The organism is Bradyrhizobium sp. SRS-191, from assembly GCF_024586915.1.
In the GTDB taxonomy this organism is placed as follows: Bacteria; Pseudomonadota; Alphaproteobacteria; order Rhizobiales; family Xanthobacteraceae; genus Bradyrhizobium.
Window position 1 is genome coordinate 1 of sequence record NZ_JANBVS010000003.1, and the last position, 15,234, is coordinate 15,234.

The 15,234-nt window shown below is 67.6% G+C and carries 2 protein-coding genes; both read right to left on the reverse strand.

Going from position 1 to position 15,234, the window contains the following annotated elements:
- Positions 1–5,490: amino acid adenylation domain-containing protein (locus NLR35_RS06820; protein ID WP_374940792.1), on the reverse strand; the 5,490-nt coding region annotated here is incomplete at its 3' end.
- The gene (locus NLR35_RS06825; RefSeq protein ID WP_257165789.1) at positions 5,487–15,206 is read right to left on the reverse strand and encodes a non-ribosomal peptide synthetase; all 9,720 of its coding nucleotides are present in this window, start codon (positions 15,204–15,206) and stop codon (positions 5,487–5,489) included. The genes NLR35_RS06825 and NLR35_RS06820, both read right to left, overlap by 4 nt.
- Positions 15,207–15,234 lie beyond the last annotated feature (28 nt).

Here is a 15,234-nt window from a genome sequence, read left to right on the forward strand (position 1 = left end):
CGCCTGGATCATGGTCACGCCATGCCGCGCCACGATCGCCTTCAGCACCGCCGGATCATGCGCCGCCATGCGATCGACGAGCACGATCCGCGCGCCGTGCGTCAGTGGCAGCCACAGCTCCAGCACCGCGATGTCGAACGACAGCGAGGTCAGACCGAGCACACGGTCCTCAGCACGGATGCCCGGCTGTTCGGCCATCGTCGCCAGGAAGTTCGTCACTGCGCCATGACGCACCATCACGCCCTTGGGCAGCCCGGTCGAGCCCGAGGTGTAGATCACATAGGCCAGGTTCTCGGGATGAACCTCTGCAGCGAGATTGCCCGCATCACCGTCACCCCGTCCGGCCTGCGCATCGAGCAGCCAAGCTTCCGCTCCGCTCACCTCAAGCACCGGCGCGAAGCGATCCTGCAACTCAGCCTGCGTCAGCAGCAACTTCGCACCGCTATCTCCGAGCATGTGAGCGAGCCGCTCGGACGGATAATCCGGGTCGAGCGGCAAATAGGCTCCGCCGGCCTTGAGCACCGCGAGCAGCGCCACCATCATCGTGACGCTGCGGTCCAGCGCCAGACCGACCACCATATCAGCGCCGATCCCGCGCGCCCTGAGACGAGACGCCAGCCGGTTCGCGCGCGCATTCAGCTCGCCATAGCTGATCGTGGCATCGCTGTGGACCAGCGCGATCGCGTCAGGTGCGCGTGCGGCCTGCGCTTCGAATCGTCGATGCAGACAGCGCGTGTCCTGCTCCCGCGCCGTCGCATTCCACGCCCTGAGCAATCGCGCACGATCCCCTGCCGGAACGACGTCGAGCCGGCGCACCGGCATGTGCGGATCAGTTTCCAGCACTGACGCCAGCCGATCGAGCGCCTGTTGCATCATCGCGCAGATCCGCTCCGGCGGCACGGGGCCGACGACCTGAGCCGTGAGACGCAGGCCATCACCGTCGTCGTCGACAGCCAGCATCAGCGGGTAGTTGGTGCGCTCCTCGACTCCCAGCCATTCGATCGCCCGAAGCGGGCTTGCAGGCGCCACCGTGACGTCATGCTCCCTTCGGCTGTGTCGATAGTTCAGAATAGCCGTGAACAGCGGGGCCGGCGGCGCGACGCCGCTGCAGCGCTGGGCCATCGCCAATGAGGCATGCTCATGCGTCGTCAGCTCAGCCAGCCGGGCATGCGCCGCGCGCACGCTGTCCTCGACCGAGGTGCTGTCGAGATCCAGGCGCAACGGCAGCGTATTGATGAACAGGCCGAGGCTCCGATCAAGCTCGGCGCCAGCCTGCATGCGGCCGAGCAGCACGGTGCCGAACACGACCTGCTCGCGGCCGCTGCTGCGAGCGAGCACTTGCCCGAAAGCGAGATGGCAGAGGCTTGCCAGGCTGACACCGATGCGTCGCGCCAGGGATCGCAGCCGACCGTCGAGCGCGGAAGCAATCGGCAACTTCGCTTCGCACACGCCGTCGCCATCGCTGCGCACCTCCATAAGCCCGAACGGCGCAGTCGGCGCATCGATATCCGCGAGCATGCCGCGGAAAAAATGCTGCTCGGCCTCCTGCCTCACGGCATCACGGGTTCGGGCGACGAGATTGCGGAACGGCGTCGGGGCCGGCAGGGCATGCGCCCGCCCCGACATGATGGCCTCGACCTCCCGGTGAATGGCCTCCAAGGTCGAATGATCACCGATCATGTGGTGAAGCAGGACGAGCAGCAGCACGCGATCGTGCTCGGGATCATGCGCGACGGCGAACCGCAGCAGCGGCGCCTTGGCGAGATCGAGCCGGGTTGATCTTGGATCGAACCGCCGGGCGAGTTGCAGATGCGCCGGCTCGTCGCCACCGAGCGCGAGTTCGGTGACCTCGATCCGCACATGGCGCCAGACCACCTGCGCCGGAACGGACAGACCATCCCAGACGATCGACGTCCGCAGCACGTCGTGCCGGTCGATCACCTGCTGAACCGCGGCGAGATAGCGATCGAGCAGGTCGCGGTCGGGAAACGCCATCTGGGCGACCAGCACGTAAGGGTCTCCCTCCGTCGCCAGCATGTGATGAAACAGGATGCCCTCCTGCAGCGGCGACAGCGCGTAGACGTCCTGGATGTTGGCAACGCCGCCGGGCACCTGATCGACCACCCGCTCGATCTCCGGCTGGCTGAGGGCGATCAGCGGCAGCATCTCCGGCGTGATCGCCGTCGTCTGGGCCGTGACGAGATTGGCCGGAATGCCGGTCTGCTCGATACGCCGAACGCCTGACGCGAGCTCGCGCAGCACCGGCTTCACGAACACGGTCTGTGCATTGGTCGTGAAACCGCGACGCTGCAGGCGGTCCAGCAGACGAACGATCAGAAGCGACTGCCCGCCGAGCTCGAAGAAATGATCGTTCCGTCCGATCTGCTCGATGCCGAGAAGCTCGCTCCAGATCGCTGCGAGCTCGCGCTCGATCTCGCCCTGGGGCGCCTCGTAGATCCGGCGCGGCAGAGCGCCGTCGTCCGGGGCCGGCAAGGCACGCCGGTCGACCTTGCCGTTCGGCGTCAGCGGAAGCACCGGCAGGCAGACGATCGCCGAGGGCACCATGTAGTCTGGGAGGCAGGCCTGCAGGTCGGCGCGCAATCGAGCGCTCCACTGCGCGGCATCACCCACCTCGTCGGTCGGCACGACATAGGCCGTGAGCGTTGCGTCGCCTTGCGCAGTGCGGCGCGCCAGTACGGCGGAGTCGCGCACCCCGGCGAGCGCGCTCAAGCGCGCCTCGATCTCGCCGAGCTCGATGCGGAAGCCGCGGATCTTGACCTGATGATCGTTGCGGCCGAGGAATTCGATGTCGCCATCGGCACGATAGCGGCCGAGATCGCCGGTGCGGTACATGCGCGCATCGTCAGCAGGCGCAAACGGATCGGCCGCGAAGCGCTCAGCCGTGAGATCATCCCGGTTGAGATAGCCCCGCGCGATCCCGGCGCCGCCGATCCAGATCTCGCCGACCGCGCCGCGCGGCACCGGCAGACCTGCCCCGTCGAGCAGATAGATCCGGGCATTGGCGATCGGACGTCCGATCGGAACGACATCATCGCCGAAGGCCGGAGGGCGCCGCCATGCCGTGGCGCAGACGGTGGCTTCCGTGGGCCCATAGGCGTTGAACACGGCAACGCTCGGCGGCAGCGCCGCGATGAGCTCGGCCCTCGGCAGTTCGCCCGCCAGCACCAGGACCTCGAGAGCAGCGAGGCGCGCGAGGTCCGGCCGGCCCTGCAGCATCGCTGGCGGCAGCGTGGCATGGGTGATGCGGTGGTCAGCGAGATAATCGAGAAGCAACGAGGCGTCGCGATGGGCGTCGCGCCCGATCAGATGCAACTCGGCGCCGGAACACAGCGCCATGACGATGTCCCACACGCTTGCATCGAAGCTGAGGGACGCGAACTGGACGATGCGGCTGCCCTCGCTGAGATCGAACAGCGCAATCTGCGCCAGCGCGAGATTAACCAGCCCGAAGTGCTCGATCATCGCTCCCTTCGGCTTGCCGGTGGAGCCGGAGGTGTAGATCACGTAGGCGAGATGGCGTGATGTCAGACCGTCAATCGAGGGCGCGACGTCGGGCGCGTCCCGCCACGCTGACGCATCGCGCCTGACGTCGATGACCGGGCATAGGACGTCGCCGAGCGTCGCGATCCCCTCATCGTCACACAGCAGCAGCAGAGGCGCGGCGTCGGCCAAGATCTCGCGTAGCCGCTGTGACGGGTAAACCGGATCGAGCGGCAGATAGGCTGCGCCCGCCTTGAGAACCGCGAGAATGCTGACGATCGCATCGATGCCGCGCTGCTGACAGATCGCGACCAGACGATCGGGACCGGCGCCGCGCGCAACGAGATGATGCGCGAGGCGATTGGCCCTCTGCTCGAGTTCCTGATAGGTCAGGCGAACACCGTCATACACCAGCGCCACGGCAGACGGCCGGCGGTGGACCTGGTCGGTGATCAGTTCCTGGATGCAGCGGTCCGGCGGGGTGAATAGATCCGTGCTGTTCCAGCGGTCCAGCAGCAGCGACCGCTCCTCGCCGGACAGCAGATCGATCCCATGCACGGGCTGACCGATGTCGATGACCATGGCCCGCAGTGCAGCGAACAGGTAAGAGCGATAGCGCAGCACCGTGTCGCGGTCGAACAGCGCCGTCGCATAATTCAGATGTCCGACGATGCGGCCGGCCGTCTCGCTGAGGTCGAGCTCGAGATCGAACTTGATCTGCCGCTGCGCGGTCGCAAGACGCTCGACCTCGATGCCGGGCAGTGCGAGCCGGCCGATCTCGTTGCTCTGCCAGGCGAAGACGGTCTGGAAGATGGGCGTGTACTCCGGTTCGCGCGGCGGCTGGAGCGCATCGACGAGCTGCTCGAACGGAAGATCCTGATGGTCCTGCGCCGCCAATGCTGCCGCCTTCACCCGCGCGATCAATTGCCCCACATCGGGCGACTCCGTCAGATCGAGGCGCAGCGCCAGCATATTGGCGAAGAAGCCGATCAGCCCTTCCACCTGGGCCTGTGTCCGGTTTGCCGTGGGCGTGCCGACCACGACATCGTGCTGACCGGCGAGCCGCGACAGCACGATGGCCCAGGCCGAAAGCACGATCACGAACGGCGTGGCGCCGATCGTGCGGCCAAGCTGCCCGATGGCGCCCGACAGCTCGCTGTCGACCTCGACCGGCACAGATGCTCCCGCCAACGATCGCGGCGCCGTGCGCGGACGATCGGTCGGCAATGCCAGCACCGGCGGCGCCCCGGCCAGCGCCGTCGTCCAATGATCGAGCTGGCGCTTCAGCCGCTCATGCGTCAGAGCTCCCCGCTGCCACGCTGCAAAATCCGGGTACTGCAACGCGAGTGGCGGCAGCGGATCGTCCTCGCCGGCAACGCATGCGCCGTACAGAGCCGAAAGCTCGCGCACGATCACGCCCATCGACCATCCGTCGGCGACGATGTGATGCAAGCTGAGGAGTGCGACGTGCACGTCATCATCGAGCCGGATCAGGTCGATGCGGATCAGTGGTCCGCGGGCCAGATCGAACGGCACGCCCCGGCGTCGGTCGAGCAGCTCGGACAAGTGCTGGTCGCGATCCGGCCGGCCACGCAGATCATGCGATGTCAACGGCAACGCCGTATCGGGCGGCAACAGCTGCACCTGTGGCGCGCCCTGCTCGACAACGAAGATCGTGCGCAACGCCTCGTGGCGCGCGAGCAGACGATCGAGACTGCGGCGCCAGGCTGCGACATCGAGCTGCCCCTCCAGCCGCAGCACGGCATCGAGATGATAGTTCGTGCCGGTGCCCTCGAGCTGCGTCACCAGCCACAGCTGCTGTTGCGCAAACGACAGCGGCAGCTTGTCGCCGCGATCGATGGTCGGGATTGCTCCGGGATCGAGCCGACCGCTCCTGCGGCCCCGCTCCCTGGCGGCGAGCGCGAGGCGCTGCAGCTCTTCCCAGCCGAGATCCTTCAGGTCGGGCTTGGCTGATGCTCGTCTCATCATGACTCCGCCTCGATCAGCTCTTGCAGCTCACCCGCCTCGAATTCATCCTCGATCAGGCTGATCGAGACGACACGCGCGAACTCCGCCAATTCCGGGTGAGCAAACAGTTTGGACAGCGGCGGCGCGATGCCGAACTCCTGCGACACGCGGCTCATCAGCCGCACCGCCAGGAGGGAATGTCCGCCCAGCTCGAAGAAGCGATCCCTGCGGCCGATGCTATTCACCCCGAGCAGCTCCGCCCAGAGGCGAGCAAGCGTGATCTCGATCTCGCCGATCGGCGCCTCATGTTCGTGCTCGGCCTGATCGTCCTGGGATGGCGGGGGCAATCTGCGCCTGTCGATCTTGCCGTTGGGCGTCAGCGGCAGCTGCGGCAGCACGATCAGCCGCCACGGCACCATGTAGTCCGGCAGCACCGGCACGAGCGCCGCACGCAGGCTCGCAGCATCGAGCGTATCGTCGCCGCTGACATAGCCGATCAGCTGCCGGCTTCCGCCGAGCTCCTGCGCCACCACGACACTGTCGCGCACGCCGGGCTGCGCGCGCAGCTGCGCCTCGATCTCGCCGAGCTCGATCCGCCGGCCTCGGATCTTCACCTGGTGGTCGGCGCGGCCGACATGATCGAGCGGACCATCGGCACGCCAGCGCGCCAGATCTCCGGTCCGGTACAGCCGCGCACCGGCGGGCCCGAACGGATCGGGGATGAAACGCTCCGCGGTCAGCCCTGCCCTGCTCCAATAGCCGCGCGCGAGTCCTTCGCCGCCGATGAAGAGCTCACCCGCCACGCCCGGCGGAGCGAGGTTGAAATTCGCGTCGAGCACATGCAGCGTGGTGTTGCCGATCGGCTTCCCCAGCACGGGTGTGGGATGATCAGCATCGAGCCGATGGCGCGCCGACCACACCGTGGTCTCGGTCGGCCCATACAGGTTCCACACATCGTCACTCAGCGCCGTCAGCCGCCGCGCCAGATCCGGAGCCAGAGCCTCGCCGCCGCTCAGCACGCGGCAGCCGTCGGGAAGCCATGCGGCGCCTTCATCGTGGTCGAGCAGCATACGCCAGCTCGACGGCGTCGCCTGGATAATGGTCACGCCGTGCCTGATCACCATCGCCTTCAACGTCGCAGGATCCTGCGTGGCGGCACGATCGGCCAGCACGATGCGTGCCCCGCACGTCAATGGCAGCCACAGCTCCAGCACGGCGATGTCGAAAGACAGCGACGTCAGGCCGAGCACGCAGTCGGCGTTCGCAATCCCCGGCTGCTCCGCCATCGTGGCCAGGAAATTCGCGACCGCGCCATGACGCACCATCACGCCCTTGGGCAGCCCGGTGGAGCCGGATGTGTAGATCACATACGCGAGGCTCTCGGGGTGAATGGCAACGCCGGGATTGGCGGCAGCGCCGGCTCCCTGGCCGACGGTGTCATCGAGCAGCCAGGCCTCGGCACAGCCATCATCGAGCGCCCGCGTAAATCGATCCCCTAGCGAGGCTTGCGTGAGCAGCAGCTTCGCGCCGCTGTCGCGCAGCATGTGGGCCAGGCGATCGGCCGGATAGTCGGGGTCGAGCGGAAGATATGCTGCGCCAGCCTTCAGCACCGCGAGCAACGCCACCAGCAGCGTCGGCGTGCGCTCCAGCGCGAGGCCGACCACCACGTCTGCGCCCACGCCCCGTGCGATCAGCCGATGCGCCAGTCGATTCGCGCGCGCGTTCAGCTCGGAATAGCTCATCCGGCGCTCGCCGCTGACGAGGGCAATCGCATCCGGCGTTCGCGCCGCCTGGGCTTCGATCTGCGCGACGAGGTTTTGTCCGGGCGGGATGACGTTGCCATCACCTCTGCCCCAGCGCAGAACGCGTCTGACGGCATCGTAACCAGTCGCCTGCAGGCAGCCCGTCGCGCGAGCCGCATCCGCCGATATCTGCAGCAGCCAGTCGCGCACCGCCGCACTCACCAGCCGCACCGCGCGCTCGTCCAGCTGCGCCCGGTCATAATTGAAGTCGAGCCGCAGGCCGTCGGCGCCATCGAACACCGACACCGCCATCGCATAATTCGTCGGCGTCACATGCTCGACACGTCCGACCTGCGGCGCGCCGTCGCTGCGATTCACCAGCGTTCTATCGAGCGGATAGTTTTCGAACACCATGATGCTGTCGAACAGCTGTCGGCTGCCATGCTCGGCGAGGCGCTGGATGTCGTGCAGCGGCATCCACTCATAGTCGCGCGCCGCGACATTGCGCGCCTGTAGCGCGCGCAACCAGTCGCCGACCGCCGCCTGCGGATGCGGCGCATCGATCAGCGGCAATGTGTTGATGAACAGGCCGACCACGTGCTCCGCGCCGGCGAGCTCGGCCGGACGCCCGGCGACGGTGACGCCGAAACACACGGTCGACTGACCGCAGTGCTGGCGCAGCAGCTGCACCCAGGCGCCTTGCAGCAGCGTATTCATCGTCACGCGCTGCTGGGTCGCGAACCGCCGGAGGCGCGTCGCGAGCCGATCGTCCAGAGCCAGCGTCAGCCGTCCATGTCCGACCGCCGGCACCACCGCCGCGCTGCTGCGCAATGCATCGGCCAGCAGCGTCGGCTCCGCCAGATCGTCCAGGGTGTTGCGCCAGAAGCTCGTCGCGGCGCCCCGATCCTGCGTCTGCAGCCAGGCGATGTAGTCGCGATATCTGCCTGGCGAGACCGCCGGAGCGGCGCCGCCCGCGCGCTGCAGGACATCGGCGAGCAGCCGCGCCGAGCTCCAGCCGTCGAGCACGATGTGATGATGCGTCCAGATCAGCCAGACCCGATCGTCCTCAAGCCGGATCAGGCGCAGCCGCTGCAGCGGCGGACGGGTGATGTCGAAGCCGACGGCACGTTCACGCTGCGCGGCGTCCGTGAGCGCGGCGTCGAGATCGGCCTCATCCCGCAGCGAGGCCATACGGCCGCGCCAATCCTCCTCAACGACTGGAACATCCAGCCGGCGATAGACGACCTGCTGAGGCGCTTCGGAGAACTGCCAGGCGAATCCGGTACGGAGCGCGGCATGCTGCGCGCTCGCCGCCTGCCAGGCATCGCGCAGCTGCGCCGGCGTCACGCCACGCAGCTCGACCGCGAGCTGGTTGACATAGGCGTCATCCTTGCCGTCACGCAGCGCGTGGAACATCAGGCCCTGCTGCATCGGCGACAGCGGATAGATGTCCTCGACATTGCGAACGTCGAGCGTTGCGCAGAGCCGATCGAGCATGGCCTGGTCGAGCTGCGCCAGCGGGACGTCGGAAGGCGTCAGGCCTCCCGCGCTCTCCCGGCAATGATCGACGAGATCACGTAGCGCAGCGCCGTAGAGCTCGGCGAGCCGCTCGATCGTCGCACGCCGATAACGGCGCCGGCCGTAGCGGAAGGCAAGGCGAAGCGCGCCGTCGCGCACCTCGCTATTGATGGCAAGCCAGGCCCGCAACGGCGTGTCCGCCGCCCGCATCGGGCCGGGTTCTTCGGCAGCGATCCGATATGCAGCCGCATCGCCCAGCTCCTGATCGAAACGGCCGAGATAGTTGAAGACGATCCGCGGGTTCGGCAGCCGCGACAGGGCCTGACGATGCTCGGAGCTGCCGAGATGACGCAGGACGCCATAGCCGAGACCGTGATCGGGAACGGCGCGCAACGCCTCCTTGACCGTTTTGATGAGGTCGCCGTCGGCGCTGGCGCCGCCCTGCAGGCGGAACGGGAAGGCGCTGGTGAACCATCCCACCGTCCGCGTGAGATCGGCATCGGCAAAGATGTCCTCGCGGCCATGGCCCTCAAGCTCGATCGCGACGTCATCGCGGCCGCACCAGCTCCAGATCGCGCGTGACAGCGCAGCGAGCAGCAGATCGTTGATCCGGGTGCGGTAGGCGGAAGGCGCAGCTTCGAGGAGATGCGCGGTCAGCTCCGAATCCAGCTTCAGCACGACCTCCTCCGCCTCGGCCTCGACGTCGACGCCGCCGTGATCGTCGTCGCAAGCCGGCTCACCGCCGCGAGAGGCCGCCAGCCAGAACGGCAGCTCCGCAACCAGCCGGTGGGAGGTCGCATGCGCGCGCAGCCGCTGCGCCCAGGAGGACGACGGGTCGCTGTGGCCCGGCAAGGTGACAGCCGCAGCTCCGGCTTCGATCTGCCCGCACGCCGTGGCGATGTCCTCGAGCAGGATGCGCCAGGACACGCCGTCGATCGCGAGATGATGGATCGCGATCAGCAGGCGCTGGCTGCCGTCCACCATGTCGAAGCCGACGGCCCGCAGCAGGGCTCCCGATGCCAGGGACAGGCTCGCCTGCGCGACTGACGCGATCGCGCCCAGTTCAGTCGGCTGCGCGCCCGTTCGGACCCACAGCAGATCGGAGGCTGCCGGCTCCGCGGCGACTGCCGCCTGCCAGGACCCTCCCACCTGTCGATAGCTCGTGCGAAGCGCGTGGTGATGCGCCACGACAGCAGCGAGCGCGGCCTGCAGCACGCTCCACGTGACGCGATCCCGCGGCGTCAGCAGAACCGCCTGGTTGAAGTGATCGCGGTTGGCGATCGGCTCGGCGAAGAACCGCAATTGGATCGGCAGCAGCTCCGCAACGCCGGCGTTCACGACGCTGGGTGCTGCTGCCGGCGCCGCCACAGCCCGTGTGGAGGTGGTCACAACCACACCGGCCAGGGCCGCGATCGTCTGCTGCGCAAACACCTGCTTCGGGGTCAGGATGAGCCCGCGCTTGCGCAGCCGTGCGATGATCTGCAGGGAGAGAATGGAATCACCGCCGAGCTCGAAAAAATTGTCGTTGCGGCCGACGCGATCCCGACCGAGCACCTCGCGCCATACGGCCGCGATGGTCTGTTCGACTTCTCCAACCGGATCGGCGTAGGAGACGGCGGCTTCGTCCTCGGGCTGCGGAAGCGCGGCCCGATCAAGCTTGCCGTTCGCCGTCAGCGGGACACGGTCGAGCATGATCACGCGCGCCGGCACCATGTAGTCCGGGACCAACGCTGCGAGCTGCGTCCGCAACGCATCCGGCTGCGGCGCCGCACCCGGCGCCGGGACGTAATAGGCCACCAGCTCCAGCCGGTCCTGCTCGGCGTCGATCGTGCGTACGACGACGGCCGCATCGGCCACGCCGTCGAGCGCGTTCATCACTCGCGCGATCTCGGCCGGCTCGACGCGATAGCCGCGCAGCTTGATCTGATCATCGCGACGGCCGAGGAAGACGATTTTTCCCTGGTGATCGCAGCGCACGCGATCGCCGGTGCGGTAGAGACGCTCGCCCGGCGGACCGAACGGATCCGAAATGAAGCGCTCGGCCGTCTGCCCCGGCGCGCCGCGATAGCCCCGCGCAAGCCCCGCGCCGCCGACATACAGCTCGCCGGCGACGCCCGACGGCACGGCGTTCAAGGCGTCGTCGAGCACATGAACGCGCAGATTCGCCAGGGGCATACCGACCGGCACGACAGCGCCGGAGGCCTCGCTCCACTCATGGGTGGTGATACCCACCGTGGTTTCGGTCGGGCCATAGTGGTTGACGATGCGGCATTGCGGACGCAACTGACGAACGTCTGCGATCAGGCGCGGATCGCAGGGCTCTCCGCCCAGCACCAGCACATCGCGCGGCAGCATGTCGGCCGAGCGCCGCGCCTGCAGCAGACCGCGCAGATGGCTCGGGACGATCTTCAGGATGCTGACGTCCCCGTCGCGCATCGCTTGCGCAAAATCGTCAGCGTCGAAGGCCGCATCGGCGGGCAGCAGGTTCAGCGTGGCGCCGCTCGCCAGCGCGCCGAACAGGACGGTGTGTCCGAGATCGGCCGCGACGGTCGAGACCATCGCCATGCTGGCATTCGCCTTCGGTCGCAGCCGCGCCAACAATGCCTGCACGTAGTTCGCCAGCGCGCCATGCGATACTGCGACGCCCTTAGGCGCTCCGGTCGAGCCTGAGGTGTAGATGACGTAGGCGGTCTGGTCAGGATGGACAGGTCGAGGAACGAACTTGTCGGCTTCCCCACCATCCCGCCGTTCCGCGTCGAGCACCAGGCATTGCAACGCCCGGGCGGCCGCGAGTCGGTCGCCGGACGCGATCAGCGTACGAATGTCCCCGTCTTGAAGAATGCGCTGGACGCGCGCGACAGGCCAGGCCGGATCGAGCGGAACATAGGCGCCACCGGCCTTCAGCACCCCGAGCAACGCCGCGACGAACGCCGGAGACCGCTCGATCCACAGCGCCACCGGCGTCTCGCGCGTCACACCACGCGATGCCAGAGTCCGCGCAATCTGATCCGACCAGCGATGCAGCTCGTCGACCGTGATGGACGTCTGCCCATGTCGCAGAGCGATCTTTTCGCCCTGCCCCGCAGCGGCCGCGCTGATCAGGCCAAGAATGTCGGCAAATGGGAAGCTGACAACCTCCCGCGCGATCGCCTGACGAGCGTGAGGGACGAGGACGAAGTCGGCCAAGGGCCGCGCGACGCCCTCGGCGATCTGTTGCAGGAAATCGACGAACTGGGCCCCGATCCGCTCGACCGTGGAGGCATCGAACAGGTCGGTCGCGTAGTTGAGGCTTGCCGACATGCCGCCTGCGCCGTCGACGACATCGAGCGCGAGATCGAAATGCGAGCCGGCGAGATCCATGATGCGGGTTTCGGCGCGCAGGCCGTCCACCGCGGCAAAGCCGCGCGGCGCCGTCATGTAGTTGAACTTGACCTGGAACAGCGGATTGTGACCACTCGATCGCACGGGATTGAGCGTCTCGACGAGGCGGTCGAACGGCAGATCCTGGTGCGCCAGCGCCGCGATCACCTCCTCCTTCGCCTGCTTCAGCAGATCGGCGAAGCTCATCTCGTGCGCAACATCGGCGCGCAGTACCAGCGTGTTGACGAAGCAGCCGACCAGCGAAGCAAGCTCAGCCTGCCGGCGGCCGGCAACGGGCACGCCTATCCGCAGATCCGGCTGGCCGCAGTAGCGGAACAGCAGCAGCTGATAGGCGGCCAGCAGCAGCATGAACATGCTGACGCGCTGCTCCGCGGCCAGCATTCGCAGCCGCTCGGCCAGATCCTGCCGGATCTCGAGGTGCAACGTATCGCCGCGATAGCTCTGGACCGGAGGCCGCGGCCGATCGAACGGCAACGCCATCGGCTCGTGCGCCTCGCCGAGACGGGCCCGCCAATAGGCCATCTGCCGATCGGCCTCTGGACCGGACAGCCAGGTCCGCTGCCAGGCGGCGTAGTCGGCATATTGCAGCGGCGGCGCCGGCGGCAAGGCCGTTCGGTGCCGAAGCGCATCATAGATGGTCGAAAGTTCGCGCAGCAGCACATCGAGCGACAGGCCATCGGCCACGATGTGATGCGCCGAGAGCAACAGCTCGTGCCGGTCGTCGGCCAGTTGCACCAGGACGGCACGCAGCAGCGGGCCATTGACGAGATCGAACGGCCTCGCCAGCTCGTCCCGGACGCGCGCCCCGGCCCGCATCGCGCGATCGGCCGCAGGGCAGCGTCGCAGATCCTCGACGGCGACGAGCACCTCCTGAACGGGATGAATCAGCTGCGTCGCCCGCCCCTCCTGCGACGCAAAGGTGGATCGCAGCGGCTCGTGGCGCGCGACGATCTCGCTGAGCGCCTGCACGAGCAGCGCCTGATCGAGCGGGCCATCCAGCCTGATCACGCAGGCGACCGTGTAGGCCGTGCTGGCCGGGTCCATGCGCCAGAGAAACCAGAGCCGCTCCTGTGCCGGCGACAGTAGCCGGCGCGCATCGGGGGCTGCGGCCTGCAGCGGCGGCAAGACACCAGTAGTCAAGACATCGGCCACCTGGCCCGCTGCATCGATATGAGCAGCGAGAGCGCCAAGCGTCGGCGCATCGAAGAAGCTGCGGAGGTCGAGCTCAACACCCAGGCTCTTGCGCACCAGACCGGCAATCTGCGCAGCCGCAATTGAATTGCCGCCGAGCATGAAGAAGTCGTCGTCACGGCCAACCGTCGCGATGCGAAGCACGTCCTGCCAGATCGGCGCAAGTGAGCGTTCGGTCTCCGTGAGGGCGTCAGCGCCTGCGCGGTCCGCCGTCTCACGTCCCCGCGCGAACACCGCGAAGCTGTCGAGTGTTCCCTGCATCCAGCCGGCACGGCACGCTGAGCGCTGCAGCTTGCCGCTGGTCGTCAGCGGCATGCCCTGCGGATTCAGCAGCACGACGACACCGGGATATTCCTGGGTCTGCCGCATGACCGCGTCGCCGATGGCCTTGATCAGGACGTCGGACGGCGTGCGCTTCAGCACCGTCCGGCTGAACTCCGCGGCGATGCCGATCCCCTCAGCGCCGTCGATCTCGACGGGAAATGCCGCCACGCGTCCCTTGCGGACCTTGCTCACCCCGGCCTCGACGGCCTGCTCAAGATCGAACGGATAGATGTTCTGGCCACGAACGATCAGCAGATCCTTGAGCCGGCCGGTCACGACCAGCGCGCCGTCGCGGAGAAAGCCCAGGTCACCGGTGCGCAGCCAGCGCGAGCCGTCCTTCTCCACGAAGGTCCGCTGCGTGGCCTTCGCGTTCTTCCAATAGCCCTGCGCCACGCTCGGGCCGGCGACCCAGATCTCGCCGATCTCGTCCGCATCGGCTTCGCGCGACGCATCCGGTCGCATGATCCGCACGGCGTGATCCTCGGCCGCGACGCCGCAGACCATCAGCGCCGCGCCTTCGTCCGCCTCGGCGACACGTCCGCTCGCCAGCGCGACCGGATCGAGCGTATGGCACGCCGCCTGATTAGCCCGATCGCCGGCCGTGACCAGCAGGGTCGCTTCAGCGAGGCCGTAGCACGGCGTCAGTGCGCGCGAATTGAAACCCGCCGGCCGGAAGCGCTCGGCGAAACGATCGAGCGTCGCGCGACGCACGAACTCGGAGCCGGAGAAGGCAAAACGCCAGCGGCTGAGATCGAGCCGTGCGATCGCTTCGTCGGAAATCCGATCGGCGCACAGCGCGTAGGCAAAATCCGGTCCGCCGCTGACGGTGCCGCCATGACGATCGATGGCGTCGAGCCAGCGGCGCGGCTGCTCCAGGAAGTTGCGCGGCGACATCAACACCGTCGTGTAGCCGGTGAACAACGGACTCAACAGGCCGCCCATCAGTCCCATGTCGTGATAGAGCGGCAACCAGCTGACGAAGACGTCGTCCGTGGTCACGCCGGCCGCGGCCTCCATCGCGATCTCGTTGGCGACCAGGTTTCCGTGGGTGACGCAAACGCCCTTCGGCTGCGAGGTCGAGCCCGACGTGTACTGAAGGAATGCGATCGCATCGCTCTTCAGGCGCGGCTCGCGCCAGGATGACGCCTGATCCGCCGGCACGGCGTCGACGGCCACGACATGGGCAACGGTTTGGCCGAGAGACGCTGTGATCGTCTCGCGCAAGTCGGTCGCCGTCAGGATGAAGCGAGGCGCCGCGTTGCGGAGAATGCCCTCGAGACGATTCGTGTAGCGCTCCTTGCCGCCCTCGGGCGGATAGGCCGGCACCGCAACCACACCGGCGTAGAGACACGCATAGAACGCCACTGCGTAGTCGAGGCTGCTCGGCAGCAGGATGACGGCCCGCTCGCCGGCGCCGCCGAGGTCCTGCAGCTGCGCGGCAAGGGCGCGAACGCGCTGATCGAGACCAGCAAAGCTCAGCTCGCCAACGACCTCATCGCCTTCGATGAAGCGCAGCGCCGGATGGTCGCCACGCTGGGCGGCGTGCTCACGCAGTCGTTCGACGAGAGTTTCTGGGCGCATGTCGTTGAATATCCGGTGGCAGCGTGGG